This window comes from Sinomonas mesophila (assembly GCF_001999765.1).
Classification (GTDB): Bacteria; Actinomycetota; Actinomycetes; order Actinomycetales; family Micrococcaceae; genus Sinomonas; species Sinomonas mesophila.
Window position 1 is genome coordinate 51,738 of the sequence record NZ_KV908326.1, and the last position, 26,585, is coordinate 78,322.

Genomic DNA, 26,585 nt, shown 5'->3' on the forward strand with positions numbered 1-26,585 from the left:
GGGGCCCATGCTGCGGCCCTGCGGTCCATCGCGCGCGAGGTGATGGAGACCGCCGCAGCGCAGCCACCCGCCGTCGCCCGGGAAGGGATTCTCGGCATGCTGCGCGCGGGGAACGTCCTCGTCCTCACGGGCGCCGGCGTCTCGACGGCCTCCGGCATCCCGGACTACCGCGGACCCGAGGGCTCGTGGCGGCGGCACCGGCCCATGACGTACCAGGAATTCCGGCACGATCCTGCCGCGCGGCACCGCTACTGGGCGCGCAGCTTCGTCGGCTGGCGGCACATCGACCGCGCCGTCCCCAACCGGGCCCACCGCGCGCTCGCCGCCCTCGAGGCCGCAGGGCGCGTGGCCGGCGTCGTGACCCAGAACGTCGACGGGCTGCACGCCGCCGCGGGGACCCGCCGGCTCGTGGCCCTGCACGGTGAGCTCGACCGGGTCGTGTGCCTCGCGTGCGGCAACGTCGAGGGGCGCTCGAACCTCGACGAGCGGCTCGATCAGGCCAACCCCGGCTACCTCGAGGCCGCCGCGTTGGACCCGACCGCAGTCCGCCCCGACGGCGACGTCGATCTCTCGGGTGCGTGGGTCGAGCGCTTCCGCATGGTGGGCTGCCTCGTGTGCGGGTCGGTAGAGCTCAAGCCGGACGTGGTCTACTTCGGCGAGGGGGTACCTGCCGAACGCAAGGCGCGGGCGACGGCGATGCTCGCCGAGGCCGCCGGCCTCCTCGTGCTCGGCTCGTCGCTCGCGGTCATGAGCGGGTACCGGTTCGTCCTGGACGCCGTGCACGACGGCAAGCCCGTGGGGATCATCAACCAGGGGCCGACCCGGGGCGATGGCCGCGCCCGCTGGCGCTGGCGCGAGGACGTGGGCGAGGCCCTGGGAGATCTGGCGGCCCACCTCTAACCCAGCCGTTTCGGGTACGTATCTCGACGCCAAAACCTGATTCCGGGTACGGACTGTCATATTCCGACGTCGACTGCGCAGCCTTCCGTGGACTCTCTGTGGTTTGCGCACAGGAGTGCGGTCGCCCGGGAACTCCTGCGCGCGACGCGACAGTGCTAGGGCTTCATGGCATCTTCACTGTTGGAAGACCGATTCAGCGGTTTGCCGCTCAACTCGTGGATCGGCGTGCCGGTGAAGGACCTTCCACCCGTCCGCTTCGCGCCGGTACACGCACGTGACACGGACCGCGAAGTCGCTCAGCTCGTCCCGTCCGCCGACCTTGCTGCGAACGCGCTCGATTTCCACGGTGTAGGCCAGATCCCCTCCGACAGACTTCGCGATCGTCTCGATGGAGGCCACTTCTCCGTCCCGGAAGTATGACCCCGCCCGGTCGAGCTGCTCGTGGACAGCTGCCCTGCCACGCGCAATTCCACCGAACGGATTCGCCCAGGTAATGTCTTCGCCCGCAGAGATGATGGCCTTGTAGCTGCTCGGGTCGCCGCGGACGATGGCGCCGAGCGCTGCCCTTGCCTGAACTAGCAGGTCGTCAAACTCGGTAGCTCCCATCGGGCATCGTCTCCTTCGATTTGTGTGCCCATAGTGTGGCAGCGACCGGAGCTCCTGCCCAGAGATGGTAGTGGCGGATCGGACTGGCGCCAACCGCGCCCACCGACGGTCCTTCGGGGACAGACTTGGGCCATCGCCGCTGTTGGAGGCGGCGCGGTGGTGGGACGATGGGCTCCTCGTTGGCACCAGCACAGAGGAGTTGGACATGTCTGTCGGAAGTGGATTGATGCATCGTTTCTACGCAGATGTCCTCGTAGGAGGAGACCTCGCTCTCATCGATGAACTGGTGACGGATGACTTCGTCGATCACGAGGAGCCTCTTCCCGGTCAGCCGCCCGGCAAGGAAGGTGTGCGATTCTACATCAATGCCGTCCGGTCGGCGTTTTCGGATCTCAAGATCGAGACAACAGAACCTGCCCTGACCGACGGAAATCTGGAATGCGTTCACGGCATCATCAGCGGTACGCACACGGGCGAGTTCGCGGGAATCCCGTCAACGGGCCGAAGGGTTGAATTCGCTGGAATCGACATCATCCGCGTCCAGGACGGCAAGGTAGCCGAACACTGGGGAGTCACCGATACCTTGAAGATCATGCAACAAATCGGCGCAATACCCGAATAGGCCTTACTGAAAAAGCGTTGGATACCGGGTGATTCTTTGTTGCCCGACGTCCTGCTCAGCGCCTGACCTGACGCACGACAGACGCAGAAGAGGCATTCCGGGTACGCGGCTGCATACCCGGAATGCCTTTTTCGCGTCGAGATGAGTACCCGAAACTCCCGGGGGAGGGTCAGGCGTAGGCGTTGACCAGGCGGACCGCGCCGCCGTCGACCCCCTTGGCGCCCTGGACGTAGTCGGGGTCGCCGGCGCCAGCCGAAGAACCAGTGGCGTCGTCCGCCGAGACCTGGCCCATGACCCACGAGGACAGGCCGCGCTCGGCGAGGCGCGCAAGGGCCGCATCCGCGGCGTCGGGCGCGACGATCGCGACCATGCCCACGCCGAGGTTGAGCGTGCGCTCGAGATCCGCCTGCGGAACGCCGCCGAGCTCGGCGACGAGCTTGAACACCGCGGGCAGCTCCCACGTCGAGCGGTCCACGGTGGCCAGGACGCCCTGCGGGAGCACCCGCGCGAGGTTGGCCGCAAGGCCGCCGCCGGTCACGTGGGAGAAGCCGCGCAGCGGCAGGTCCTGCCCGCCGACCGTGCCATTGAGCGCCCGCACGAGGTCGAGGCAGTCCGCCGCGTAGACCCGGGTCGGCTCGAGGAGCTCCTCGCCCAGGGTGCGTCCGAGCTCGGAGACCTGGCGGTCCAACTGCCAGCCGGCGTGGTTGATGACGCGGCGCACGAGCGAGTAGCCGTTCGAGTGGATGCCGGAGGATGCCATGCCGACCACGACGTCGCCCTCGCGCACGCGCTCCGGGCCGAGCAGGGCGTCCGCCTCGACGACGCCGGTCGCCGCGCCCGCGACGTCGTACTCGTGCTCCCCGAGCAGGCCGGGGTGCTCTGCCGTCTCGCCGCCCACGAGGGCGGTTCCGGCGACCGAGCAGGCCGCGGCGATGCCGCGCACGATGTCCGCGATCCGCTCGGGGACGACCTTGCCACACGCGATGTAGTCCGTCATGTACAGCGGCTCGGCGCCGACCACGACGATGTCGTCCACGACCATGCCCACGAGGTCGAAGCCGATCGTGTCGTGCACGTCCATGGCCTGCGCGATGGCGACCTTCGTGCCCACGCCGTCGGTCGACGTCGCGAGGTACGGCTTGCGGTAGGTGAGCAGGCGCGAGACGTCGAACAGTCCGGCGAAGCCGCCGACGCCGCCCACCACCGAGGCGGTGTGCGTCGCCCTGACGGCGTCCTTCATGAGCTCGACGGCGCGGTCCCCGGCCTCGACATCGACGCCGGCGGCTGCGTAGGTGATGCCGGCAGTGGGCTGGTCGGGGGTCGTGCTGGCGCTCATACGGTCTCTTTCCTGTCGGCCTCGGTCAGCAGGGGTTCGAATTCGGAGTCGGGCCCCGGGTCGCAGCCAGTGGCTCCGACCTTCTTGCCCGGGTCCTCGGTGTCGGCGACGGACGCCGCGGAGCCGCCATTCGGGGACGTGGCGCCGCGCTCGAGGAGGTTCTTGCCGAGCTTGTCGGCGCTCGGCAGCTCGATCGGGTATCTGCCCGTGAAGCACGCGGTGCACAGGCGCTCGCGCGGCTGCTGGGTCGCGGCGATCATGCCGTCCTCGGAGATGTAGCCGAGCGAGTCCGCGCCGATGGCCTGGGAGATCTCGTCGATCGTGGCCCCGTTCGCGATGAGTTCGGCGCGCGAGGCGAAGTCGATGCCGTAGAAGCACGGCCACTTCACGGGCGGCGAGGAGATCTTGACGTGGACCTCGCTCGCCCCGGCCTCGCGCAGCATCCGCACAATGGCGCGCTGCGTGTTGCCGCGCACGATCGAGTCGTCGACGACGACGACGCGCTTGCCGCGGATCACGGACTCGAGCGCGTTGAGCTTGAGCCGGATGCCGAGCTGGCGGAGGGTCTGCGAGGGCTGGATGAAGGTCCGGCCGACGTAGGAGTTCTTGACGAACCCGTGCGCGAACGGGATGCCGGACTCCTCGGCGTAGCCGACGGCGGCCGGGGTGCCGGACTCGGGCACGGGGATGACGATGTCCGCCTCGTGGGTGTTCTCGCGCGCGAGCTGGCGGCCCATCTCGACGCGGGACTCGTAGACCGAACGGCCCGCGATGGCGGCGTCGGGGCGAGCGAGGTAGACGTACTCGAACACACAGCCGGCCGGCGTCGGCTTGCCGAAGTTCTGCGTGCGGACGCCGTTCTCGTCGATCGCGATGAACTCGCCGGGCTCGATCTCGCGGATGAAGCTCGCGCCGACGGTCGCGAGGGCGGACTGCTCGGAGGCGACGACCCAGCCGCGCTCGAGCCGGCCGAGGCACAGCGGCCGGATGCCGAAGGTGTCGCGGGCGGCGTACAGGGTGCCCTCGTCCATGAAGACGAAGCAGAACCCGCCCCGGATCTTCGGCAGGAGCGCCATCGCGGTCTCCTCGAGGGTCATGCCCTTCTCGCCGGCCAGGAGCGCGGTCACGAGGGCCGTGTCCGAGGTGTTGCCCTGCTTCATCTCGCCCGTGAGGTGACCCCCGGTGAGGTCCTCGATCATCGTGCGCAGTTCGGCGGTGTTCGTGAGGTTGCCGTTGTGGGCCAGGGCGACCGTGCCGTTCGCCGTGCCCCCGAGGGTGGGCTGGGCGTTGGCCCAGTGGCTCGCCCCGGTGGTCGAGTACCGGCAGTGGCCGACGGCGATGTGCCCGGTGAGCGTGTTGAGCGTGGACTCGTCGAAGACCTGGGAGACGAGGCCCATGTCCTTGTAGACGTTGATGCGAGTGCCGTCGCTCGTCGCGATGCCCGCGGACTCCTGCCCGCGGTGCTGCAGGGCGTAGAGGCCGTAGTAGGTGAGCTTGGCGACTTCTTCGCCGGGAGCCCAGACGCCGAAGACGCCGCAGGCGTCCTTGGGGCCTTTGTCGATGGGATCTAGATCAAGGGAGAGGAGTCCGTCGCCGCGTACCACTGGTCAATTGTCTCATGGCGCAGGGGCCGTTCTGCCCGCGTGTCGGCGCCCGTCACCGCCCGAGTCCCTCCCGCCGCGGCCCGCTCGAGGCCCGGGGCATGAGCGTGGGCATGGCCTTGCGGATTTCGGGGGAGCGCCCGGGCTCGGTGATGAGGTCGATCGCGGTGCGCGCGATCTGCTCGAGGGGGACATGGACGGAGGTCAGGGGCGTCGCGAGGCGGGCGGCGAGCGGGATGTCGTTGTAGCCCACGACGGCGAGGTCCCGGCCGATGGCGAGGCCCCTCCGCCCCGCGGCCGTCACGACGCCGAGGGCGAGGTTGTCGTTCGCGGCGAAGACCGCCGTCGGGCGCGTCCCGCCCGCGAGGAGCTCCTCGCCCGCGGCCATGCCGTAGTCCATCCCGTAGCTTCCCGCCCGGACCCATTCCGCGGGCAGGTCGACGCCGGCCTCGGCGAGCGCGCGCCGCGCTCCGGCGAGCCGCGCGACCGCGGTCGAGGTGAACGAGGGCCCGGTGACGACGGCGATCTCGCGGTGGCCGAGGTCGAGAAGATGGCGGGCGGCGAGGTAGCCTCCGACCTCGTCGTCGCCGAGGGAGGATGGGCTCACCCCGTCGGTGCGCAGGACGAGGACGTGGGGGACGCCCCGCTCGCGCAGGTGCTTCGGGAGACTGTCGTCGAGCCGGGCCGTCGCGAGGATCAGCCCGTCGACGTTCCGGCCCAGGAGGGTCTCCGCGGCCCGGCGTTCGTCCTCGGGGTCGTCCCCGCTCGTCGCGACCATCGCGAAGTATTCCCGCCCGGCCGCTGCGCGCTCAAGCTCCTCGAAGGTCAGGGCCATGACGGTGTCGCTCAGCCGCGGCACGAGGACCCCCAGCGTGCGGGTCTCACCGCGGCGCAGGCTCGCGGCAAAGGTGTTGCGGCGGTAGCCGAGCTCCTCGGCGACCTTGCGCACGTGCTGGGCCGTCGCTGAGCGGGCGCGGGGATTCCGGTCGTCCAGGGCGCGGCTCGCCGTCGAGAGGCTCACGCCGCTGGCAGCGGCGACGTCGCGCAGGGTCACGGGTGCCTGCTGCATCTCGCCCACGCCTCCTCCTCTCCGGCCGTTCCTGACCACCACTCTAGGTTCTCCCGTCAGCGGCGGGGGCCTTGACAGTGAGCTGCGCCACGCCCCATCCTTGAAAACGTTCCCGCAAACGTTCCCATTCCGGAACCGACTCAACGAAGAGGAAGCTGACATGACCATCGATCTCCGTGGACTCGTCCCCGCGCCCGTGACGCCCTTCACCCGAGACGGGGAGGTCGACGTCGACGCGATCCGCCGCCTCGGCGCGTGGCTCACCAGCGTCGAGGGCGTCAAGGGCCTCGTGGTGCTCGGCCACGCCGGCGAGGGCACGTTCCTGACCCAGGCCGAGCAGGCCCTCGTCATCGAGTCCTTCCGCGACGCGGTCGAGGACCGCCTGCCGATCATCGCCGGCATCACGGGCGAGGGCAACAAGGTCGCCGCCGAGGAGGCCCAGCGGGCCGTCGCCGCCGGCGCCTCCGCGGGCCTCGTCTACCCGTCCCACGGCTGGCTCCGCTTCGGCTACCAGACGGGGGCCCCGCAGATTCGCTACCGGGAGATCTTCGAGGCGAGCGGACTGCCGCTCATCCTCTTCCAGTACCCGGACGCCACGAAGGCTACCTACGACCTCGAGACCCAGCTCGACATCGCGGGCCAGGAGGGGGTCTTCGCGACCAAGAACGGCGTGCGCAACATGAAGCGCTGGGACACCGAGATCCCCGTGCTGCGCGCGGCCTTCCCCGAGCTGCAGATCCTCACGTGCCACGACGAGTACCTGCTCCACACGATGTTCGACGTCGACGGCGCCCTCGTCGGCTACGGCGGCCTCGCCCCCGAGCCGCTCGTCGAGCTCATCGCCGCGGGCAAGGCCAAGGACTATGCGGCGGCCCGTGCGATCCACGACCGCCTGCTCCCCGTGACGAAGAACGTCTACCACCGCGGCTCGCACATGGAGGGCACGGTCGCCCTCAAGGAGGGCCTCGTCACGCGCGGCATCCTCGAGCACGCCACGGTACGCACCCCGCTCCTGCCACTCGCCCCCGGCGCCCACGAGGAGATCGCCCTCGCGCTCGCCTCGGCGAACCTGGGCAGCGTCACCGTTCCCGCCTGATCACCCACGCGCACGACGGCGGGTGCCCGCCCGCCGTCGTGCGCCTCCTCGCACCCCACTCTCCCCACTGGTCAACGACGACCCACAGCGACGACGCTGTAGAAGGAGGTCTCGCCATGAGCGAGAAGACCGTCATCCCGTCCCCGCCCGCCACCCAGGAGGCGACCGTGCAGCCGTCCTCTGGCAGCACCGCAGGAACCCGGCGCAGGGGGGTGCTGGGCTATCTGGCCCTCATGGGCCCCGCCTTCGTGGTCGGGGCCTGGCAGTTCGGCCCCGGCAACCTCACGACGGCGGTCCAGGCCGGGAGCAGGTACGACTACACGCTCCTGTGGGTCATCGCCGTCTCGACCCTGCTCATGATCGTGTTCACCGACATGAGCGTGCGGCTCGGCATCACCGCCCCGGTCTCGCTCATCACGTCGGTCAAGGAGCATTTGGGCCGGTGGGTGGGGGCCGTCGCCGGCGTGGGCGTCTTCGGGATCACGCTCATGTTCTCGGTGGGCAACGCCGTCGGCTCGGGGCTCGGCCTCTCGATGGTCTTCGGCGGGTCCCCGGTGCTCTGGAGCGTCGTGTGCACGGCCGGCGTGGCTTTCGTCCTGGCCTTCCGCAACGTCTACGGCATCGTCGAGCGGGCACTGCTCGTGATCGTGGCCATCATGGCCGTTGCGTTCGTCGCCAGCGCCGTCGTCGCCCAGCCCGACTGGTACCGCGCCCTCGACGGCGCCATCCCGCGACTTCCCGCGGGCAGTGAAATCCTCGTCGTCGCGCTCGTCGGGACGAACTTCTCCATCAATGCCGCGTTCTACACGGCCTACGGCGTCAAGGAGAACCAGCGCACGCGCGCCGACTACCGCGACGTGACGTTGGTCGACACCATTCCCGGCATCGTCGCGCCGGGCATCATGACGGGCCTCGTCATCGCGGTCGCGGCCGCTGTCCTCGGACGCACGGGGGGAGAGGCAGGGACCATCACCGCCCTGGCCTCGGTGTTCGCCCCGCTGGCCGGGCCCGTGGGCTCGACCCTGTTCGCGCTCGGCCTCTCGGGGGCCGCGTTCTCCTCGATGATCGCCAACGCGACGGCCGGCGGGACGATGCTCTCGGACGCGTTCGGCCATGGGGCGAGGGCCGGCTCGCCCGCCGCGCGCATCGTCAGCGGGATCATCCTCGCCTTCGGGCTCGGGATCACCCTGATGTTCCAGTCCTCGCCCGTGGGCCTCATCGTCATCGCGCAGTCGCTCACGGTGCTCATCGCCCCGCTGCTCGGCGTCCTGCTGTTCGTCATGGCGAACCGCGCCTCGCTCATGGGCGAGCTGCGGAACCGCTGGTGGCACAACGTCCTCGCGGTCGTCGGGCTCGTCTCGATCGTCGCCACGAGCGTCCGTCTCGTGACGGTGCTGCTCGGCTGACCCCCGACAGCGGCGAGGGCGCGAGCGTCAGGAGGCGGCGCCGTCGTCCTCGCGGCGAGGGCGCTCGACGTCGCCCGCCTCGCCGCCCGCCTCGCCGGAATCCGGCGCGGCGGGACCGGCGGCCCCGCGGCCGGGGGCGGCGGGCTCGTCGGCGGGCTCGTCTTCTTCGACCTCCTCGACCGTGGCGCGCTGGGCACGGCGAAGGCTGATGCGGTCCAGGACGAGCGCGGTGATCGCCCCGAGCAGCACGCCCGCGGCGGCGAACATCACCATGAAGTAGCCGAAGACGGACTCCTGCGTGTAGTCCTTCGGCGCAGGGGCCGCGAAGGAGACGATGGCCGCCGCGATGATGCCGAGCACGCCTCCGGCCACGATGAACGGCACGTACCGCGGGGCGCGGCGAACGGAGATCTGGCGCTGGGGAGTCATGGAACAAGCCTACAGAGTGCGCAGGACGGCGGATGCCGGGCACCAGAGGGTGCCCGGCATCCGCCGTCGTTCGACGAGGAGGCCAAGAGACCTCAGCTCGGAGCGTCAGTGGCCGTCCGCGCCGCCCTGCGCCTCGACCTTCACCTCGTTGCCGTCCCGGTCCACGATCCTGCCGTCCTCGCAGCGGTCGCCGTCGCGGAGGCAGTCGACGACGGACTGCGGGATGACGCGGTCCGAGGCGGCGGCGAAGACCGAGGGATCGTGCTCGGGCGTTCCGCGCGTGAAGACGTTGAACACGAGGTTCAGCAGGACCGCCATGATCGCCGCGGAGCTGATGCCCGAGTCGAAGATGACCTGGAACCACGTCGGGAACTGGTGGTAGAACTCCTTGTTGATCACGGGGATCATGCCGAACGCGATCGATGCCGCGACGATGATCAGGTTCATGGTGTCCTTGTACTCGACCCTCGCGAGCGTCCGGATGCCCGAGGCCGCGACCGTGCCGAAGAGCACGATGCCGGCGCCGCCCAGGACCGGCGCGGGCACCGCCGCGACGACCCGGCCGAGCACGGGCAGGAGGCCCAGGACGAGCAGGACGACGCCGCCGGCGGCCACGGCGAAGCGGCTCTTGATCCCGGTCACGGCCACGAGGCCGACGTTCTGGGCAAACGCGCTCTGGGTGAAGGAGTTGAACACCGGCGCGACGGCCGAGGAGAGCATGTCCGCGCGCAGGCCGTTCGCGATGCGCTTCGCATCGACCTTCGTGCCGGCGATCTCGCCCACGGCGAGGATGTCCGCCGTCGTCTCCGTGAGGATCACGAGGACGACGATGAGCATCGAGATGACGGCGGCGGGCTCGAAGATGGGCAGGCCGAACGCGAACGGCTGCGGGAACGCGGCGATCGGCCCTGTGCCGACCTTCGAGAAGTCCGCCATGCCGAGCACGGTCGCGACGCCGGTCGCGATGGCCATGGCCAGGAGGATCGACAGGCGCGAGACGACGGCGTTGCCGAGCTTGCTCAGCAGCATGACGATCGCGAGCGTGAGCGCCGCGAGGCCGATGTTCTCGACGCTTCCATGGTTCGGCGCCGCGGCGTTGCCGCCGAGGGCCCAGTTCGCGGCGACCGGGGTGAGCGAGAGCCCGATCGAGGTGATGACGACGCCGGTGACGACCGGCGGAAAGAACCGGATGATCTTTGCGAAGAACGGCGCGATGGCGAGGCCGAGGAGCGAGGCCGCCATGACCGCGCCGAACACGGCCTGCAGGCCCCCGCCGCCGCTCACGATCGCGAGCATCGTCGCGACCGACGCGAACGACGTGCCCTGGACGAGCGGCAGCTGCGAGCCGAACCACCTGACGCCCACGGTCTGCAGGACGGTCGCGAGGCCGCCGATGAACAGGCAGGACGTGATGAGCAGGGCGATCTCCTGCCCGCCCAGCCCGGCGGCCGAGCCGACGATGAGCGGCGGCGCGATGATCCCGCCGTACATCGTCAGGACGTGCTGGAAGCCGTAGGCGAACGCCGTGCCGAGTGGCAGCTTCTCGTCTTCGGGGCGTGCCGCCTCGCTGCCAGTCTCGGCCGGCGCGGGCGCAGGGTGTCGGGACATAGCGGACCTCCTTGTCAGCTGTGGGATTCCGAGAGTGCGCAACGTGGTTCTGGGTGTGCGTCAGCGGCGCACGACGGCGGCGGGTCGCCACCGCCGTCGTGCGCTCGTGGCGCAGGAGTGCGGACCTGGCCGGTTCAGCAGAAGCCGGCGATGCCCTCCCACGCGTTCCCGGCGTCGGAGATCGACTCGCGCTGGAACGCGGCCTCGATGAGGCCGTACGGGCGGTCGGCCGCGTAGAAGACCTCGTTCGGGTTGTCGAGGCCGAACGGCGTGAGGTCGACGACGAAGTGGTGGTTGTTCGGCGCCGAGAAGCGGATCTCGTCGATCTCGGGGCGCGCGTCCAGGACCTTCTGCGCCATCTGGAAGAGCGTCTGCTGCAGGGCGTACGAGTAGCCCTCGGTGAAGCCCTCGAGCAGGAGCGCTTTGACGTCGTCGTACGCCTTGTTGAAGTCCACGGTGCCCGCCGCGATCGCGTCAGTGCTGTAGCGCCAGCGCGCCGTGACGTCGGTGGCCAGGATGCGGTCCGTCGTCTCGGCGAGGGTCGTGAAGCGGTCCTTCGGGTAGCCGACGAAGCCGGACTGGGTGGACTTGAGGACCGTGAGGTCGTTCAGGCCCGAGATGACCTGGATCGTGTCGCTGTCCTTGGTGACGACGGCGTTGCGCACCTCCTGGCCCTTGCGGACGAAGGCGTGGTCGTGCCCCTGGCCCCCGTCGCCACGGGTGGCGATCCGCTCCCACGCGTACTGCTCGGCCTCCCAGCGCCCGCCCGTGACCCACTCGAACTCGCCCGTGAAGTGGTTCGCGAGGCGGATGAGGAACTCCTCGGGGGAGCCGATGCCGTCGCGGGCGAACCCGTAGACGGTGTTCTTCTGCGTGTCGGTGGCCACGACGTGGGCGTTGTCGCCGTCGAAGTGCGCCGCGGCGAAGTCGCCGCGCAGCTGGGACGTGACGTTGAGGTCCGCGATCTCGTGGCGGTCGGTGTCGCGGGTGATCTTGACGACGCGGACCTCGGCCTTGCCGTACTGGTTCGGGCCCAGGACGATCTTGGTGTTCTTCTCAGACATCGTGAAACTAGCTCCCTCGGTACGTGGAATAGGCGAATGGACTGAGCAGGAGGGGCACGTGGTAGTGCTCCTCGCCCTCGTCGACCGTGAAGGTCAGCGATACCTCCGGGAAGAAGGTGTCCGTCCCGATGCCGGCGAAGTAGGCCGCCGTGTCGAACTGGAGGCGGTACACGCCGCTCGCCAGCCGCTCGGGGCCGAGGTCTTTCACCCGCCCGTCAGCATCGGTGGTGCCCGTGCCAATCTGGGACCATGCCTCGCCGTCGCGGGCGTAGAGTTCGACGGCGACACCTGCGGCGGGCTTCCCGGCCGCGGTATCCAGAATGTGGGTGGTCACATGGGAGACGCTCATGCGCTCAGGCTCCTCTCCAGGAGGCTCTGCTCCAAGCGCAGAACCGCGATCTCGCGCAGCTGCTCGGCGACGATCGGCTCCTCCTGCTCGGGCGTGTGCGCGAGGCGCTCGCGGAGCGCGGCGAGCATCTCGCCCGCGCTGCGGCCGGCGGCCCGGATCAGGAAGACATGTCCGAACTTCGTCTCATAGTCGCGGTTGCCCTCGGCCAGTGCCGTGATGGTCTCCTGGTCCTGCTGGTCGACGCCGGCCTGCTCGCTGCGGGACATGCCCGCCTCGGTCGTCGTGCCGGCGGCGCGTTCGCCGATGCGCGGATGGTGCGCGAGGGCGCCCTCGATCTCCTGGTGGGAGAAGGGCTCTGCGGCGGTCCGGGCATGCTTGAGGACGTCCTCGAGCGAGGCGAAGGGGCGCGCTTGGGCGATCTCGTCGACCCAGCGGTCGACGTCCAGACAGGGGCGGAGGAACTTCTTGGCGTCCTCGGCCGGGGCATTGTTGAACTGTTCAAGCGACATGGCTTGACTATTCCTCAATACTCAAATGCTGGCATCCACGGTGACGGCTATGCGGAACGTCGGTTTCTATTGGTTTCGCATCGTGGAACTGTTATTTCAGCATGTGCAAGTATTCTGGCCCACGTCGGGTGTGAGTGTCAACACGTGCGCGCGTTCTGGGATACACGATATTCGCCGAGAGGTGGGGTGTGGAACGCAGAGGTGGGGGTGTGGGACGCCGAGGTGGGGGTGTGGGACGCCGAGGTGGGGGAGTGGGACGCCGAGGTGGGGGAGTGGGACGCCGAGGTGGGGGAGTGGGACGCCGAGGTGGGGGTGTGGGTCGCCGAGGTGGGGGTGTCGGTCGCCGAGGTGGGGGCGTGAGACGCCGAGGTGGGGCATCGTGCCGTTGAGTCGTGGTGAAGCGCGACGGCGGGTGCGGTCGTCCGCGCGCGGCACCACTCGCCGTCGTCCGCCAGCCCTACGTCTGGTGAGCCTCCAGCATGTGCTGCCCGGGACCGCTTCTGCTGAGGGAATTCACTCAGCAGAAGCGGCTCAAGGCAGCAGTAACCACCGATTCAGACGTGAAAGTGGAGCGGTGGCTGTCAGGCGATGCCGCGGCCAGGGAACTCGATGTTGGGTGAGACGACCCCCATTTCGGCGCCCCGAGCCCCCATTTCGGCGGTCTATCCTCCCATCTCGGCGTCCCAAGCCCCCATCTCGGCGTTCTCAGACGCAGGGTGGGCCCCGGACTCTTGTCCGGGGCCCACGCGGGGTTTCAGGTCAGGGTCAGAGGCCCAGCCGCGTGCGGAGTGCGGCGACGTGGCCCTGGGCCTGGACGCCGTACTCGATCGACTCGATCTCGCCCTCCGGGGAGACGATCGCGGTCGAGCGCAGGATGCCCTCGACGACCTCGCCGCCCACGATCTTCTCGCCCCACGCGCCCCACTCCTTGGCGACGGCTGCGCCCTCGTCCGCGAGGAGCGGGAAGGTGAGCGCGAACTCGTCGGCGAACGCGGCGATCGCCTCGGCGCCGTCGGGGGAGATGCCCACGACGCTCACGCTGGCCGCGTTGAGCGCGTCGAGGCTGTCGCGGAAGTCGCACGCCTCGGTCGTGCACCCAGGGGTCGAGGCCTTCGGGTAGAAGTACACGACCACGCGGCGGCCCCGGTAGTCCTCGAGGGACACCTCGCGGCCGGCGGCGTCTGGGAGGGTGAAGCCGGGGGCCTGCTGGCCCGCGGTGAGCTTCGTCGTGACGGTCAAGGTTCCTCCTGGGATCAGGCGGTCCCGCGGCGGATCAGCTGGCCCTGGGGCTCCTCGAAGTCCACCTCGGTGCCGCGCACGAACGTGCGGCGAACCACGCCGGAGAGCGCCTTGCCCTGGTACGGCGTGATGTGGTTCTTGTGGTGCAGTCTGTCAGCATCGACGATGAAAGTCTCATCCGCGGCGAAGACGGCGAAGTCGGCGTCATACCCGGGCGCGAGGGTGCCCTTGCGCTGCAGGCGGGCGAGCTCGGCCGGCTTGCGGCCCATCCACTCGACGACCCGCTCGAGGCTGATCCCGCGGCGGCGGGCCTCGGTCCAGATGATCGACAGGCCCAGCTGGAGCGACGCGACGCCGCCCCAGGCCACGCCGAAGTCGCCGTTCTCGAGGTCCTTGAGGTCCACGGTGCTGGGGGAGTGGTCTGAGACGATGCAGTCGATGATGCCGTCCTCGAGCCCCTTCCACAGCAGCTCGCGGTTGGACGCCTCGCGGATGGGCGGGCAGCACTTGAACGCGGTGGCGCCGTTGGGGATCTCCTCGGCGAGCAGCGTGAGGTAGTGCGGGCACGTCTCGACGGTGAGCCTGACGCCGTCGCGCCTCGCCGAGGCGATCATCGGCAGGGCGTCCGACGACGAGAGGTGCAGGATGTGCGCCCGGGCGCCCGTCCAGCGCGCCCGCTCGATGACCTCGGCGATCGCGACGTTCTCCGCGCCGCGCGGGCGGGAGTGCAGGAAGCTCTCGTAGACATCGCCCTCGGGGTTCGGCGCGCGGTCGATCGCCCGCGAGTCCTCGGCGTGGACGATCATGAGCCCGTCGAACGAGGCGATCTCGGTGAGGTCCTTCTCGAGCTCCTCGACGTCGAGGTGCGGGAACTCGTCCACGCCCGAGTGCAGGAGGAAGCACTTGAAGCCGAACACGCCCTCGTCGTGCAGCGGGCGCAGGTCGCCCGTGTTCCCGGGGATCGCGCCGCCCCAGAAGCCGACGTCGACGAAGGACTGCGTCCGGGCCGCCGCCCGCTTCTGCTCGAGCGCGTCGACGTTGACGGTCGGCGGGATGCTGTTGAGCGGCATGTCGATGATGGTCGTGACGCCGCCGGCCGCCGCGGCCTTCGTGGCGGACGCGAAGCCCTCCCACTCGGTGCGGCCCGGCTCGTTCACGTGCACGTGCGAGTCGACGAGGCCGGGGAGGAGGGTCTCGTCCTCGGCCAGCTCGATGACCTCGCGGCCGGCCAGGCCGTTGCCCAGCGGCTCGAGCGCGACGATGCGCCCGTCCGTGATGCCCACCTCGCGGGGCGCGATGCCCGCCGTGGTCAGGACCCGCTGTCCGCGGATCACCAGGTCGAATTCGCGTGAAGCCTCGCCAGTGCTCATGTCGCCGGCTCCTTCCTTGTCTCACTGTCAACGATAGTTCCGGCCAGATCCGTTCCGATCCGGCGCAGGAGGGTGCGGGCCTCGCGGATGCACGTCGCGACATCGGGCTCGATGTCGGTCAGGGCGTGCACCGAGCGGAAGCCCACCGCGGCGCGGGCCGCGGGGTCCAGCTGGCTGCGGCCGCACACGGCCACGACGGGGACGCCGAGCGCTGCGGCCTCGGCGGCGACGCCCACGGGCGCCTTCCCGGAGAGCGACTGCGCGTCGAGGCTCCCCTCGCCCGTGACGACGAGCGCCGCACCGTCGATCGCCTCGCGCAGGCCGGTGAACTCGACGACGACGTCGATCCCGCGCCGCCGCGCGGCGCCGAGCGCGAGGGCCGCGTAGCCGACGCCGCCGGCCGCGCCGGCCCCGGGGGCGTCCTTCGCCCGGACCGCGGCGGCGCCCATCGCCGCGCCCAGCACCTCGGCGAAGCGGGAGAGGGCCGCGTCGAGCTCGGCGACATCAGACGGCGTCGCCCCCTTCTGCGGGCCGAACACCGCGGCGGCGCCGCGCTCGCCCAGGAGAGGGTTGTCGACGTCGGCCGCCAGCGTCAGGGTGGCCGAGTCGAGCCGCTCGTCGAGGTCGGACAGGTCCGCCTCGGCGATCCGCGCGAGGGCCGCGCCGCCGAGCGGGAGCTCCGTGCCGGCGTCGTCCGTGAAGCGCGCGCCGAGACCCGCGAGCATGCCCGCGCCGCCGTCCGTGCACGCGCTCCCGCCGACGCCGAGGACGATGTCGCGGCAGCCGGCGTCGAGCGCGGCGCGGATGAGCTGGCCCGTGCCGAGGCTCGTGGCGCCCTTCGCGTCGGGGACGCCGCCGGGGAGGACGTCGAGGCCCGAGGCGGCGGCCATCTCGATCACGGCCCGGGTGCCCCTGACGGCGAACTCGGCGGTGAGCGTCCGGCCGGTGGGGCCGGCGACGGCGGCCCGGCGCGGGGAGAACCCCGCGCCGAGCGCCGCGCTCACGGTGCCCTCGCCGCCGTCGGCCACGGGGACCAGGACGAGCTCGGCCTCGGGGAGGACCGCGCGGATGCCGTCCGCGAGCGCCTCGGCGACCTCGGCGGCCGTGAGGGAGCCCTTGAACTTGTCCGGGGCGAGGACGATCTTCATCGGTTCCGCGTCCTTCGGCCGACTAGTCGAGCAGGGCGACGATCGCGGTCGGGGCGTCCTCGCGGCGCGCCGCGAGCTCCTCGAACTCGGTCACGTTGTCCAGCTCGGTGCCCATCGAGATGTTCGTGACGCGCTCGAGGATCGCCTCGACCACGACCGGCACCTTGTACTCCGCCATGAGGGCGCGGGCCTTCTCGAAGGCCGGGCCCAGGTCGTCCGGGTGCTCGACGCGGATCGCCTTGCAGCCCAGGCCCTCGGCCACCTTGACGTGGTCCACGCCGTAGCCGGCGGCGGTGCCGGTACCCGGCTCCGAGTTGATGTTCTCGAACGCGAGCGAGACGTGGTAGTCCATCTCGAAGCCGCGCTGCGACTGGCGGATGAGGCCCAGGTACGAGTTGTTCACGACGACGTGGATGTACGGCAGCTGGAACTGCGCGCCGACGGCCAGCTCTTCGATCATGAACTGGAAGTCGTAGTCCCCCGAGAGCGCCACGACCGTCTCGCCGGGCTTGCCGCGCACGACGCCGAGGGCCGCCGGGCCCGTCCAGCCGAGCGGGCCGGCCTGGCCGGCGTTGATCCATTTGCGCGGGCCGAAGACGTGCAGGAGCTGCGCGCCGGCGATCTGCGACAGGCCGATCGTCGTGACGTAGGTCGTCTCCGGGCCGAAGGCCTTGTTCATCTCCTCGTAGACGCGGAACGGCTTCATGGGCACGTTGTCGTAGTGCGTCTTGCGCTGGAGCCGGCCGCGCTTGTCCTGGGCGGACTCGGCCCAGGCCGTGTAGTCCGGCAGCGAGCCGGCGGCCCGGCGCTCGCGGGCGACCTCGAGGATCGCGTCCAGGAACGCGCCCGCGTCCGAGACGATGCCGAAGTCGGGGGAGAATACGCGGCCGATCTGGGTTGGCTCGATGTCCACGTGCACGAAGGTGCGGCCCTCGGTGTACTTGTCGACCGAGCCCGTGTGGCGGTTGGCCCAGCGGTTGCCGATGCCGATCACGAAGTCGGACTCGAGGAACGTCGCGTTGCCGTACTTGTGCGAGGTCTGCAGGCCGACCATGCCGGCCATGAGGCGGTGGTCGTCCGGGATCGCGCCCCAGCCCATGAGGGTGGGGACCACGGGCACGTTGAGCGTCTCGGCCAGCTCCACGAGCTGGTCCGCGGCGTCGGCGTTGATGATGCCGCCGCCGGCCACGATGAGCGGGCGCTCCGCGGCGGTGAGCATGTCGAGGGCCTTCTCGGCCTGCCTGCGCGTGGCGCGGGGCTTCTCGACCGGGAGCGGCTCGTAGGCGTCGATGTCGAACTCGATCTGGGCCATCTGCACGTCGAACGGCAGGTCCAGGAGCACGGGGCCGGGGCGGCCGGAGCGCATGAGCTGGAAGGCCTTCTGCACGGCGCCCGGGACCTGGCCCGGCTCGAGGATGGTCATGGCCATCTTGGTCAGCGGCTTGGCGATGGACTCGATGTCCACGGCCTGGAAGTCCTCCTTGTGCAGCTTCGCGACGGGCGCCTGGCCCGTGAAGCACAGCATGGGGATGGAGTCCGCCTGGGCCGCGTAGAGGCCCGTGATCATGTCCGTGCCCGCCGGGCCCGAGGTGCCGAGGCACACGCCGATGTTGCCGGCCTTCGCGCGGGAGTAGCCGTCCGCCATGTGCGAGGCGCCCTCCACGTGGCGGGCGAGCGTGTGGCGGATACCGCCGTGGGCCCTCATGGCCGAGTAGAGGGGGTTGATCGCGGCGCCGGGCAGGCCGAAGGCCTCGGTGGCGCCCTCCTTCTCGAGGATCGCCACGATCGCGTCGACAGTGCGCATCTTTGCCATTGCCGGTGCTCCTTTTAAGTGTGGGGTGGGTGGGGCGCTAGGCCCTAGTTCTTGCCGGACAGCCGGTCTTTGCCGGAAAGCTCGGCGGTGAGCTTGAAGAGGCCCGAGTGGTCGAGGCCGCCGTCGCCGCGGGCGACGAGGGCGGCGACGAGCTGGGCGACGGCGGAGCCGAGCGGGACGACGACGCCGGCCTCGCGGGCGGCGGAGGTCACGATGCCGAGGTCCTTGTTGTGCAGGGCCAGCCGGAAGCCGGGATCGAAGTTGCGGTCCAGCATCTTCTGGCCCTTCTGGTCCAGGACCTTCGAGCCGGCGAGGCCGCCGCCGAGGACCTTGAGCGCGGCGTCCGTGTCGACGCCGTAGGCCTCGAGGAACACGATGGCCTCGGACAGGGCCTGGATGTTGACGGCAACGATGAGCTGGTTCGCGGCCTTGACCGTCTGGCCGGAGCCGGAGGGGCCGACATGGACGATGGTCCTGCCGACGGCCTCCAGGACCGGCAGGGCGGCGTCGAAGTCGGCCTTCTCGCCGCCGACCATGATGGACAGGACGCCGTCGATCGCGCCCTGCTCGCCGCCGGAGACGGGGGCATCGAGGGGGCGGAGGCCGGCCTCGCGGGCCTGGGCGGCGAGGCGCGCAGCGACGTCGGGACGGATCGAGGAGGCGTCGATCCACAGGGCGCCCTGGGGGGCGTGGGCGAAGACGCCCGCCTCGCCGGTCACGACGCTCTCGACGTCCGGCGAGTCCGGGACCATCGTGATGACGACCTCGGCGTCCTTGACGGCCTCGGCGATGCTCGCGGCGCCCTTGCCGCCCTCGGCGACGAGCTTGGTGATCTTGTCCTCGCTGCGGTTGTAGCCCGTGACCGTGTGGCCGGCCTTGACGAGGTTGATGGCCATGGGAAGGCCCATGATGCCGAGACCGATGACTGCAACGTTGCTCATGGTGTTCTCCTGCGAAGTCTGTGGAAAGGGGCTGCTGGTGTCCAGGGCTCAGCCGGCGACCGGGCGGATGGCCCAGGCGAACGCCTCGGCCTGCGGGGCCTTGTACTCGAGGCCGATGTAGCCGGAGTAGCCGAGCTCCCGGGAACGGGAGATCCACTCGCCGAGGGGGAGCTGGCCGGAGCCGGGGGCGCCGCGGCCCGGGTTGTCGGCGATCTGGATGTGTCCGAAGTCCTTGGCGTGCTCCTCGATGACGGCCGCGACGTCGTCGCCGTTGACGGCGAGGTGATAGAAGTCGGCGAGCAGCCGGATGTTCTCGGCCCCGGCCTCGCGCACCCGGCCGATGACGTCGATCGCGTCGGCCGCGGTCTTGAGCGGATAGGCAGCGGTGCCGGAGACGGGCTCGAGGAGCACCGTGCCGCCGACCTTCGCCACGCCCCGAGCGGCCGCGACCAGGTTCCTCAGGCCGAGCTCGTCCTGCGCCTCGGGCGTGGAGCCCTCGAGCCGGTTGCCGTAGAGCGCGTTGAAGGCCTTCGTGCCGGTTCGCTCGGCGATGCCCACGACGACGTCGATGTTGTCGGCGAACTCCGCCTCGCGGCCGGTCCAGGACACGAGCCCGCGGTCGCCGCCCGGCATGTCCCCGGCGAAGAAGTTCAGGCCGCTCAGCTGCACGCCCGCCGCCTGGATGGCGACGACGAACGCGTCCACGTCCTTGTCCGCGGGGACGGCCTCGGCGAACGGCCACCAGAACTCGACGGCGTCGAAGCCCGCGGCCTTGGCAGCGGCCGGGCGCTCGAGCAGGGGCAGCTCGGTGAGGAGGATGGAACAGTTCACCGTGTACGTCATCGTCGGTCCCTCTCGTCGATTTCCTGATTCCAAATCGTGGAAGAAAACTTTCTCTTGATGAAAGTGTAGGGGAGTGGTCCGAAGGGGTCAACCCACGCGGGATACCAGAAGCCGGGAATGGCCGGGCCCTGCCCGGCGAGGTCGACGGCGTCGAACGGCTCGGGACGCTCGTTCGCTCGCCGCACCGCCCGGCTCCGGCCCGGGCCCGCCAAGACTGGTTGATCGCCCCGGAACGGGGCAGGATGGGGACATGGCGAGGTACACAGCGATGGAGCATGCATCCAGCCGGGACCCGCACGACTGGGGGCGGGCCATGGCGGTTGCCCTGAACCGGCTGCTCGACGCGGCGCGGGAGGACAGGAACTACGTGGGCCACGAGCACCTGCTCGGCGAGGACCTCACGATGCGGATCGAGGCCGAGGACGACGGCGCGACCGTCCACCTCGCGTGGGAGCCCGTCGTGGCGGACGACGGCGGCGGCGCACCCGGCGCGGGGGAGGTCGCCGATGCCGACGTCGACGTCTCGGTCGAGGAGGCGATCGAGGGCTCAGGCCGAGGCGGCTGAGCCGGCGCGAGCCCGCCGGGCTGTCGTGCCTTGGCGGATCTTGCGGATGCCTTGTCACTTTCTGGGGGCGCCCTTGAAACTGTCGTGACAGAGTGGAGCCCGGACGGGACAGCGGGGAGGCCGGCCCGGTGGCGGCACTGTTGGGGGGAATGACGTGGTTTCAGATACACGCTCGGCGAGCGACGTTCCCGGACCGCGGCTGCGGCCGCGTCAGCCCCGGACCGCTCCCTCGACCCGCCTGCTGTGGGTGCTCCTCGCAGTCGTCATCGCGTTCCCCGCCGCGGTCGCCGTCGGCCTGACGACGGATCCTGGGAGCGACCTCTCGATGGACATCGGCGACTCGGCGGAGCTCGTCGCCGTCCTGGCCGCCCTCGCGGCGTGCATCTACGCCGCCCGACGGCGGCGCGCCGAGAACCGGCGTGCGTGGATCCTCATGTCAGTGACCATGCTCATCTCATCCTCGGCGCTCTCCCTGTGGATGTACTACGGCCAGACGCTCGACCACCAGTACCCCTTTCCGTCGCTCGCCGACATCGGCTTCATCGGCTACTCGATTCCCGCGGCCGCGGCCCTGCTCTCCTTCCGCCGGCCCTCCGCGTCCCCGGTGGCCTTCGCGCGGTCGATGCTCGACGCAGCCGTCATCGCCGTCTCGGTGCTCTTCGTCAGCTGGACCACCGTGCTGGGCAGCGTCTACCGGGACCAGAGCGCTGACACCCTCACGTATCTCACCGGGCTCGGCTTCCCGATCGCCGACGCCGTGATGGTCTCGCTCGTCCTCGTGCTCACGATGCGGTCGGCCCCAGGAGAGCGGCTTCCGTGGTTCTGCCTTTCTGGCGGCCTCTTCGTCCTTGCGATCACGGACAGCATCTACGTCAAGCTGACCCTTGAAGGGGTCACCGGCATCAACGGCTCGCCCCTCGCCGCCGGATGGGTCCTGGCCTACCTTCTCATCGCCTTCGCCGCCGTGGTCCCCGAGACGATCTCGTGGACCCGCGACAGCCGCGCCTTCCGGCTGGCCCTCGAGATGCTCCCGTACGCGCCCGTCGCCGGCGCCATCGTCCTGGCGGGCAGCGGCGCGACCGCCGGGGACCCAGTCCTGCTGATCATCGGGGCCCTGCTGCTCGTCCTCGTCGTGGGCCGCCAGCTGCTCATCGTGCTTGAGAACGTGACCCTGACCAGGGGGCTCGAGGACAAGGTGGAGGAGCGCACCGTCGAGCTGCTCGCCACGCGGGAGGAGGCGCTTGAGTCCACGCGGCTCAAGTCCGAGTTCCTGGCCACGATGAGCCACGAGATCCGCACGCCCATGAACGGCGTCGTCGGGCTCACCGCCCTCCTGCTCGACACGCCCCTCGACGAGCGCCAGCGCAGGTACGCCGAGGGCGTGGGCCGGGCAGGGGAGTCCCTGCTCTCCCTGATCAACGACATCCTCGACTTCTCGAAGCTCGAGGCGGGCAAGGTAGTGCTCGATCTCGCGCCCTTCGATCCGCGCGCCCTGGTCGAGGGGGTGGCCGCCCTCGTCGCGGAGAGCGCGCAAGCCAAGCGGCTCGAGCTCATCGCCTACTGCCACCCCGACGTGCCCGCGCGGCTCGTGGGCGACGCAGGCCGCATCCGGCAGATCCTTCTCAACCTGGCCTCGAACGCCGTCAAGTTCACCCCCCGCGGTGAGGTGGTCCTGCGCATCACGGTGCCCCGGCACTACGGGGAGTCGGCGCAGGTGCGGTTCGAGGTCCGGGACACTGGGATCGGCATCCCGCGGTCGGACCAGGCCAGGATCTTCGACTCCTTCGCCCAGGGCGACGCCTCGACGACCCGCCGCTACGGCGGGACTGGTCTCGGCCTGGCCATCTCGCGCAAGCTCGCGGAGGCGATGGGAGGCGAGATCGGCGTCAGCAGTGAGTCTGGGCAGGGCAGCGAGTTCTGGTTCTCCCTCCCTCTGCCCGTCGCCGAGGCCGCGGAGGAGGCCGCTCCTCCACGCCCAGACCTTCTGGTCGGGCTCAGGGCCCTCGTCGTGGACGACAACGCCACGAACCGCATGCTCCTCGAGACGTACCTCGGGTCATGGGGACTGGCCGTCGAGTCCGTCCCGGATGCCCCGCAGGCCCTCGAGCTAGCGCACGCTGCGGCCGAGGCCGGCCGACCCTTCGACCTCGGGCTCTTGGACCTGTGCATGCCAGGCATGAACGGGCTCGAGCTCGCGAGGGAGATGAGCACCGACAGCCTGCTCGAGGGGACGCGCCTCATCCTCCTGAGCTCCGACAGCGAGGTGGACAGGGCCGAGCTCGGCCACGCGGGGGTGCGCGAGTGGCTCCTCAAGCCGATCCGCGGCTCCCAGCTCTACGACAGCCTCATGCACGTCGTCTCGCCCCCGGCCGCCGCGGCCGCCCCGCAGCCAGCCAGGACGAGCCCCCGGTCCGATCCCGGCGTGCGGCGCAGGGGCCGCGTGCTCGTCGTCGAGGACAACGAGGTCAATCAGCTCGTGGCACGGGACATGGCGACCAAGCTCGGCTACGACGTCGACGTCGTCGCCGACGGCGTGCAGGCCCTCGAAGCCACCGAGCGGACCGCATATTCGGTCGTGCTCATGGATTGCCATATGCCCGTCATGGACGGCTTCGCGGCCACCCGGGCCATCCGGGAGCGCGGCGGGCGGCACGCGTCCCTGCCCATCATCGCCATGACGGCCGGCGCGATGGCCGAGGACCGGGAACGGTGCCTCGCCGTCGGGATGGACGACTTCCTCCCCAAGCCCGTCGACTTCGACAACCTCGAGCACGTGCTCGCCGTCTGGACGGACCGGGCGGCGCGGCACAACCACGAACCTCATGAGGCCCACGAGCCTCATGAGGCCGCCGTGCCGGCGCTGGCCCTGACGGGGGCGGCCGTCGCGGCGGTCCTCGATCCGGACCGGATCGCAGTGCTCCGCAGCCTCGGCCCCGACGATGGGCGCGGCCTGCTCCCCGCCGCCGCCGAGGCGTTCCGCCGCGAGGCCGAGGCGGGACTGCAGGAGCTGCGGGCAGCGGCGGACGACGGCGGGGGCGAGCGCCTTCAGCGCGCCGCGCACCGGCTCAAGGGCTCCGCCGCCAACATCGGCGCGACACAGGCCGCGGCCCTGTGCGCCGAACTCGAGGGAATCGGCCGGTCGGGGGGAGCCCCGGACGGCGCCCTGCTCGACAGGCTCGACGCCGAGCTTGCGGCCGTCGACGCGGCGTTGGAAGACGCGGTGCGGGACAAGGACCACGGGGACCAGGAGGCAGGACCGTGAAGGTGCTCGTCGCCGACGACGACCCCGGCTCGCTGCTCGTGGCCCGGGCCGCCGTCGAGCGCCCCGGCCACGAATGCCTCGTGGCCTCCGACGGGGACTCGGCGTGGGAGATGTTCCAGCGGCACGCGCCCCAGGCGGTCGTGACAGACCTCATGATGCCCGGCATGGACGGTCTCGAGCTGTGCCGCGCCATCCGCGCCCACGGCCGGGACGCCTACACCTACGTCATCGTGCTGACCTCGCTCGACGCCGAGGAAGACGTGCTCGCCGGCCTCCGGGCCGGCGCCGACGACTACGTGGCCAAGCCCCTCGACCCCTTCGTCCTGCACTCGCGCCTCCTCGTCGCCCAGCGCGTCACGAGCCTGCACGCCCAGCTCGCCCGCTACCGCGCGGTCCTCTCCGAGCAGGCCCGGACCGACCCCCTCACGGGCCTGCCGAACCGGCTCAAGCTCACCGAGGACCTCGAAGCGCTGCACGAACGCGCCGAACGCTACGGCCAGACCTACGCCCTGGCGATGTGCGACGTCGACAACTTCAAGGGCTACAACGACACCTACGGGCACCCGGCCGGCGACCGCGTGCTGCAGGAGGTCGCGGCCGCCCTCGCCGGCAGCAGCCGCAGGGCCGACGGCGTGTACCGCTTCGGCGGGGAGGAGTTCCTCCTCGTCCTGCCGAACCAGACGTGGGTGGGGGCCGAGGCCGCGGCCCAGCGCGCCCGCACCGCGGTCGAGGACCTTGCAATCGAGCACTCCGGCGGCCCGGCCGGCGTCGTCACTGTGAGCGCGGGCGTCGCGGCCTTCACCGACGGCCACCGCCCCGACCTCGATACGATGCTCGCGGCGGCGGACAAGGCCCTGTACGCCGCGAAGGCCGGGGGCCGGAACCGCGTGGTCCTGAGCTCTTGAAGGCCCGCCGGTGCGGTGGGACGGTGGAGCGCATGGGACGGCTCATCATCCAGGACTTCGTGACCGTGGACGGCTTCGCCGCCGACACGGGCGGGAACTTTACCTTCTACGAGAAGCTCGAGACCAGGATGGACGAATTCGCGGCCAACCAGCTCGCGTGGGTCGAGGGGCTCGAGGCGATGGTGATTGGCCGCAACACGTACCTGATGTTCGCCGAGTACTGGCCTGGGGCCACGGCGGAGCAGGACGTCCTCGCGCCTGCCCTCAACGCCTTGGACCGGCACGTGTTCTCCTCGACCCTTGAGGCCGCACCCTGGGGCGAGGACGAGCCCGCGGTCCTCGAGCGCGGCGACGCCGTCGAGGCCATCCGGCGGATCAAGGCCGAGGCGGAGCGCGACATCGTGCTCTGGGGGAGCCTGCGCCTCGGGAAGTCGCTCCTGAGGGCCGGGGAGGTCGATGAGGTGCGCCTCGTGGTGCTGCCGGTCGCACTCGGGGAAGGGATCGGCGTCTTCCCGCCGGCCGGGGACGGGGCGCTCCTGCGGCTGGGCTCGGCCCGGACGTACGACGACGGGCTCGTCGAGCTGGTCTATGACGTGCGGCCGGCGGGCTGAGTCGGCTGGCGTTGCGGGACCGGGGAATGGCGACCGAGGAGGACGTCCGCGAGCTGTGCCTCGCGCTGCCCGGAGTCACGGAGGGGCCGAGCTGGGGCCAGCCCGCCTGGTTCGGCAGGACGCTGTTCGCGCGGATCTGGGAGCCGGGGGTCGTGACGCTCAAGACCGAGGAGCGCGAGGCGCTTGCCGGCACCGACCCCGAGACGTTCTGGTGGACGCCGCACCACGAGCGCTCGCCGCTCCTCGTGCTCGTCCGGCTCGAGCGGATCGCCCGCGACGAGCTCGCGGAGATGGTCGGGGAGTCGTACCGGATTGCGGGCGGGCCGGAGCGCTGAGGGCTCGGGGTTAAAGTCCCCCGCCCCCGGCGTTGCGCGACCTCGGGTGGGAGGGCGGGTTTCGACAGGCAGGTGGGTACGACGGCGCCGGGCGGCTCAGTGCCAGGCCGCCCAGCGCCGTCGTGCTGGTGGGCGCCTCTCAGGTGAGGCGGATCTGGCGGTTGACATCCTTGTAGAGGAGGTACCGGAAGGGCCCGGGGCCGCCCGCGTAGCAGGCCTGCGGGCAGAAGGCGCGCAGCCACATGAAGTCGCCCGCCTCGACCTCGACCCAGTCGTCGTTGAGGCGGTAGACGGCCTTACCCTCGAGCACGAAGAGCCCGTGCTCCATGACGTGCGTCTCGGCGAACGGGATCACGCCGCCGGGCTGGAACGTCACGATGTTCACGTGCATGTCGTGCGCGAGATCGTTGGGGTCCACGAAGCGGGTCGTGGCCCAGGCGCCGTTCACGTTCGGCATGGGGGTCGGCTCGACGTCCTTGTCCGAGGTCACGAAGCTCTTGGCCTCGTAGCCCTCGAGCCGCTCGTACGCCTTGCGGATCCACTGGAACGAGGCGATGTCCTGGGAATCGTTGGCCACCGACCAGTCCGCGCCGGCCGCGAGGTACGCGTAGCCGCCCTCCTCGAGGCGATGCGTCTCACCCTCGAGCGTGAGCGTGAGCTCGCCCTTGGTCAGGAACACGACGCCCTCGACGCCGGCCTCCGGCTCGGGCTTCGTGGAGCCGCCGCCGGGGCGCACCTCGACGATGAGCTGGCTGAACGTGGTCGCGAAGCCCGCGATGGGGCGGGCGATGATCCACGAGCGGGTGTTCTCCCAGCCGGGGAGGTTGGACGTGACGATGTCCCGCAGCACGCCCTTGGGGATGACCGTGTATGCCTCCTTGACGATCGCGCGATCGGTCAGGATCTGAGTCTGCGGCGGCAGCCCGCCCTCGGGGTAGAAGTAGCCCATCAGTGCCCT

Annotated in this window: 26 protein-coding genes; 10 read left to right on the top strand and 16 right to left on the bottom strand. The window is 70.6% G+C overall.

The features are described 5' to 3' along the window. Positions 1-42: 42 nt before the first annotated feature. On the top strand, positions 43-900 hold the full coding sequence (locus BV907_RS06665; RefSeq protein WP_077488952.1) for an NAD-dependent protein deacetylase: 858 nt from the start codon (positions 43-45) through the stop codon (positions 898-900). Between the two features lie 174 nt (positions 901-1,074). Here BV907_RS06665 and BV907_RS06670 read toward each other — a convergent pair whose 3' ends face one another. Continuing rightward, entirely contained in the window at positions 1,075-1,506 is a 432-nt protein-coding gene (locus BV907_RS06670) for a YybH family protein (RefSeq protein WP_139346650.1), read from the bottom strand. Positions 1,507-1,711: 205 nt separating this feature from the next. Here BV907_RS06670 and BV907_RS06675 point away from each other — a divergent pair, with 205 nt between their 5' ends. Further along, positions 1,712-2,128 carry an ester cyclase gene (locus BV907_RS06675; RefSeq protein ID WP_077488954.1) on the top strand — a complete coding sequence of 139 codons (417 nt, stop codon included), beginning with the start codon at positions 1,712-1,714 and terminating at the stop codon, positions 2,126-2,128. Positions 2,129-2,297: 169 nt separating this feature from the next. Here BV907_RS06675 and purM read toward each other — a convergent pair whose 3' ends face one another. From purM to BV907_RS06690, 3 genes are read right to left on the bottom strand one after another with little or no spacing between them, the layout of a single operon-like run. Beyond that, positions 2,298-3,464 (bottom strand): phosphoribosylformylglycinamidine cyclo-ligase, encoded by a 1,167-nt coding sequence (gene purM / locus BV907_RS06680; protein ID WP_077488955.1) that lies wholly within the window; start codon positions 3,462-3,464, stop codon positions 2,298-2,300. Further along, positions 3,461-5,068 carry an amidophosphoribosyltransferase gene (gene purF, locus BV907_RS06685; RefSeq protein WP_077488956.1) on the bottom strand — a complete coding sequence of 536 codons (1,608 nt, stop codon included), beginning with the start codon at positions 5,066-5,068 and terminating at the stop codon, positions 3,461-3,463. The genes purM and purF overlap by 4 nt, the downstream gene beginning before the upstream one ends. 52 nt (positions 5,069-5,120) lie before the next feature. Then, positions 5,121-6,134, bottom strand: a complete 1,014-nt coding sequence (locus tag BV907_RS06690; RefSeq protein ID WP_077489097.1) for a LacI family DNA-binding transcriptional regulator — start codon at positions 6,132-6,134, stop codon at positions 5,121-5,123. Between the two features lie 160 nt (positions 6,135-6,294). Here BV907_RS06690 and BV907_RS06695 point away from each other — a divergent pair, with 160 nt between their 5' ends. Together BV907_RS06695 and BV907_RS06700 are read left to right on the top strand one after the other, a co-directional pair. Then, a complete protein-coding gene (locus BV907_RS06695; protein WP_077488957.1) occupies positions 6,295-7,230 on the top strand; it encodes a dihydrodipicolinate synthase family protein in 936 nt (311 codons plus the stop codon). A 116-nt stretch (positions 7,231-7,346) separates the two neighbouring features. Further along, positions 7,347-8,636, top strand: coding sequence for an Nramp family divalent metal transporter (locus tag BV907_RS06700; protein ID WP_077488958.1), 1,290 nt, complete (start codon positions 7,347-7,349; stop codon positions 8,634-8,636). A 27-nt stretch (positions 8,637-8,663) separates the two neighbouring features. On the opposite strand, the gene BV907_RS06705 is transcribed toward BV907_RS06700, so the two are convergent. The 5 genes from BV907_RS06705 to uraD form a co-directional block, all read right to left on the bottom strand. Further along, positions 8,664-9,065, bottom strand: coding sequence for a hypothetical protein (locus BV907_RS06705; protein WP_175637398.1), 402 nt, complete (start codon positions 9,063-9,065; stop codon positions 8,664-8,666). Between the two features lie 105 nt (positions 9,066-9,170). Continuing rightward, on the bottom strand, positions 9,171-10,673 hold the full coding sequence (locus tag BV907_RS06710; protein ID WP_077488959.1) for a nucleobase:cation symporter-2 family protein: 1,503 nt from the start codon (positions 10,671-10,673) through the stop codon (positions 9,171-9,173). A 134-nt stretch (positions 10,674-10,807) separates the two neighbouring features. Continuing rightward, complete coding sequence (pucL, locus tag BV907_RS06715; protein ID WP_077488960.1) at positions 10,808-11,737, bottom strand: factor-independent urate hydroxylase; 930 nt, start codon at positions 11,735-11,737, stop codon at positions 10,808-10,810. Between the two features lie 7 nt (positions 11,738-11,744). Continuing rightward, complete coding sequence (gene uraH, locus BV907_RS06720; protein ID WP_077488961.1) at positions 11,745-12,086, bottom strand: hydroxyisourate hydrolase; 342 nt, start codon at positions 12,084-12,086, stop codon at positions 11,745-11,747. Beyond that, positions 12,083-12,595: a 2-oxo-4-hydroxy-4-carboxy-5-ureidoimidazoline decarboxylase gene (gene uraD, locus BV907_RS06725; RefSeq protein WP_077488962.1), complete on the bottom strand. Its 513-nt coding sequence runs from the start codon at positions 12,593-12,595 to the stop codon at positions 12,083-12,085. The genes uraH and uraD overlap by 4 nt, the downstream gene beginning before the upstream one ends. A gap of 186 nt (positions 12,596-12,781) precedes the next feature. Here uraD and BV907_RS06730 point away from each other — a divergent pair, with 186 nt between their 5' ends. After that, positions 12,782-12,955, top strand: a complete 174-nt coding sequence (locus BV907_RS06730) for a hypothetical protein (RefSeq protein WP_175637393.1) — start codon at positions 12,782-12,784, stop codon at positions 12,953-12,955. Positions 12,956-13,360: 405 nt separating this feature from the next. On the opposite strand, the gene bcp is transcribed toward BV907_RS06730, so the two are convergent. The 6 genes from bcp to BV907_RS06760 are packed head-to-tail and all read right to left on the bottom strand — an operon-like array spanning position 13,361 to position 19,949. Further along, a complete protein-coding gene (bcp, locus tag BV907_RS06735) occupies positions 13,361-13,834 on the bottom strand; it encodes a thioredoxin-dependent thiol peroxidase (protein ID WP_245827830.1) in 474 nt (157 codons plus the stop codon). Between the two features lie 14 nt (positions 13,835-13,848). Continuing rightward, positions 13,849-15,204, bottom strand: a complete 1,356-nt coding sequence (gene allB, locus BV907_RS06740) for an allantoinase AllB (protein WP_077488965.1) — start codon at positions 15,202-15,204, stop codon at positions 13,849-13,851. Further along, entirely contained in the window at positions 15,201-16,352 is a 1,152-nt protein-coding gene (locus BV907_RS06745) for a glycerate kinase (RefSeq protein WP_077488966.1), read from the bottom strand. The genes allB and BV907_RS06745 overlap by 4 nt, the downstream gene beginning before the upstream one ends. Positions 16,353-16,374: 22 nt before the next feature. Beyond that, entirely contained in the window at positions 16,375-18,165 is a 1,791-nt protein-coding gene (gene gcl, locus BV907_RS06750; RefSeq protein ID WP_077488967.1) for a glyoxylate carboligase, read from the bottom strand. A 44-nt stretch (positions 18,166-18,209) separates the two neighbouring features. Continuing rightward, complete coding sequence (locus tag BV907_RS06755; protein WP_281250851.1) at positions 18,210-19,151, bottom strand: 2-hydroxy-3-oxopropionate reductase; 942 nt, start codon at positions 19,149-19,151, stop codon at positions 18,210-18,212. A gap of 3 nt (positions 19,152-19,154) precedes the next feature. Beyond that, positions 19,155-19,949, bottom strand: coding sequence for a hydroxypyruvate isomerase family protein (locus BV907_RS06760; RefSeq protein ID WP_077488969.1), 795 nt, complete (start codon positions 19,947-19,949; stop codon positions 19,155-19,157). Between the two features lie 250 nt (positions 19,950-20,199). Here BV907_RS06760 and BV907_RS06765 point away from each other — a divergent pair, with 250 nt between their 5' ends. The 5 genes from BV907_RS06765 to BV907_RS06785 all read left to right on the top strand — a co-directional run bounded on the left by BV907_RS06765 (position 20,200) and on the right by BV907_RS06785 (position 25,627). After that, positions 20,200-20,514, top strand: a complete 315-nt coding sequence (locus BV907_RS06765) for a hypothetical protein (protein WP_077488970.1) — start codon at positions 20,200-20,202, stop codon at positions 20,512-20,514. A 247-nt stretch (positions 20,515-20,761) separates the two neighbouring features. Next, positions 20,762-23,776, top strand: coding sequence for a hybrid sensor histidine kinase/response regulator (locus BV907_RS06770; protein WP_245827831.1), 3,015 nt, complete (start codon positions 20,762-20,764; stop codon positions 23,774-23,776). Then, positions 23,773-24,681 (top strand): GGDEF domain-containing response regulator, encoded by a 909-nt coding sequence (locus tag BV907_RS06775; RefSeq protein ID WP_077488971.1) that lies wholly within the window; start codon positions 23,773-23,775, stop codon positions 24,679-24,681. Before BV907_RS06770 ends, BV907_RS06775 begins: the two co-directional genes overlap by 4 nt. 32 nt (positions 24,682-24,713) lie before the next feature. Beyond that, complete coding sequence (locus BV907_RS06780) at positions 24,714-25,292, top strand: dihydrofolate reductase family protein (RefSeq protein WP_077488972.1); 579 nt, start codon at positions 24,714-24,716, stop codon at positions 25,290-25,292. Between the two features lie 26 nt (positions 25,293-25,318). Further along, complete coding sequence (locus BV907_RS06785; protein WP_077488973.1) at positions 25,319-25,627, top strand: MmcQ/YjbR family DNA-binding protein; 309 nt, start codon at positions 25,319-25,321, stop codon at positions 25,625-25,627. Positions 25,628-25,766: 139 nt separating this feature from the next. Here the strand turns inward: BV907_RS06785 and BV907_RS06790 are convergent, their stop codons facing one another. Continuing rightward, positions 25,767-26,576, bottom strand: a complete 810-nt coding sequence (locus tag BV907_RS06790; RefSeq protein ID WP_077488974.1) for a bifunctional allantoicase/(S)-ureidoglycine aminohydrolase — start codon at positions 26,574-26,576, stop codon at positions 25,767-25,769. Positions 26,577-26,585 lie beyond the last annotated feature (9 nt).

Bases quoted from the DNA above. Each gene is read 5' to 3' on its own strand.
- BV907_RS06710 (WP_077488959.1), bottom strand. From the start codon at position 10,673: ATGTCCCGACACCCTGCGCCCGCGCCGGCCGAGACTGGCAGCGAGGCG.
- BV907_RS06700 (WP_077488958.1), top strand. From the start codon at position 7,347: ATGAGCGAGAAGACCGTCATCCCGTCCCCGCCCGCCACCCAGGAGGCG.
- uraH (WP_077488961.1), bottom strand. From the start codon at position 12,086: ATGAGCGTCTCCCATGTGACCACCCACATTCTGGATACCGCGGCCGGG.
- pucL (WP_077488960.1), bottom strand. From the start codon at position 11,737: ATGTCTGAGAAGAACACCAAGATCGTCCTGGGCCCGAACCAGTACGGC.
- BV907_RS06690 (WP_077489097.1), bottom strand. From the start codon at position 6,134: ATGCAGCAGGCACCCGTGACCCTGCGCGACGTCGCCGCTGCCAGCGGC.
- BV907_RS06745 (WP_077488966.1), bottom strand. From the start codon at position 16,352: ATGAAGATCGTCCTCGCCCCGGACAAGTTCAAGGGCTCCCTCACGGCC.
- BV907_RS06780 (WP_077488972.1), top strand. From the start codon at position 24,714: ATGGGACGGCTCATCATCCAGGACTTCGTGACCGTGGACGGCTTCGCC.
- purM (WP_077488955.1), bottom strand. From the start codon at position 3,464: ATGAGCGCCAGCACGACCCCCGACCAGCCCACTGCCGGCATCACCTAC.
- BV907_RS06670 (WP_139346650.1), bottom strand. From the start codon at position 1,506: ATGGGAGCTACCGAGTTTGACGACCTGCTAGTTCAGGCAAGGGCAGCG.
- BV907_RS06760 (WP_077488969.1), bottom strand. From the start codon at position 19,949: ATGACGTACACGGTGAACTGTTCCATCCTCCTCACCGAGCTGCCCCTG.
- BV907_RS06705 (WP_175637398.1), bottom strand. From the start codon at position 9,065: ATGACTCCCCAGCGCCAGATCTCCGTTCGCCGCGCCCCGCGGTACGTG.
- BV907_RS06785 (WP_077488973.1), top strand. From the start codon at position 25,319: ATGGCGACCGAGGAGGACGTCCGCGAGCTGTGCCTCGCGCTGCCCGGA.
- BV907_RS06665 (WP_077488952.1), top strand. From the start codon at position 43: ATGGAGACCGCCGCAGCGCAGCCACCCGCCGTCGCCCGGGAAGGGATT.
- allB (WP_077488965.1), bottom strand. From the start codon at position 15,204: ATGAGCACTGGCGAGGCTTCACGCGAATTCGACCTGGTGATCCGCGGA.
- BV907_RS06765 (WP_077488970.1), top strand. From the start codon at position 20,200: ATGGCGAGGTACACAGCGATGGAGCATGCATCCAGCCGGGACCCGCAC.
- BV907_RS06790 (WP_077488974.1), bottom strand. From the start codon at position 26,576: ATGGGCTACTTCTACCCCGAGGGCGGGCTGCCGCCGCAGACTCAGATC.
- gcl (WP_077488967.1), bottom strand. From the start codon at position 18,165: ATGGCAAAGATGCGCACTGTCGACGCGATCGTGGCGATCCTCGAGAAG.
- BV907_RS06675 (WP_077488954.1), top strand. From the start codon at position 1,712: ATGTCTGTCGGAAGTGGATTGATGCATCGTTTCTACGCAGATGTCCTC.
- uraD (WP_077488962.1), bottom strand. From the start codon at position 12,595: ATGTCGCTTGAACAGTTCAACAATGCCCCGGCCGAGGACGCCAAGAAG.
- BV907_RS06695 (WP_077488957.1), top strand. From the start codon at position 6,295: ATGACCATCGATCTCCGTGGACTCGTCCCCGCGCCCGTGACGCCCTTC.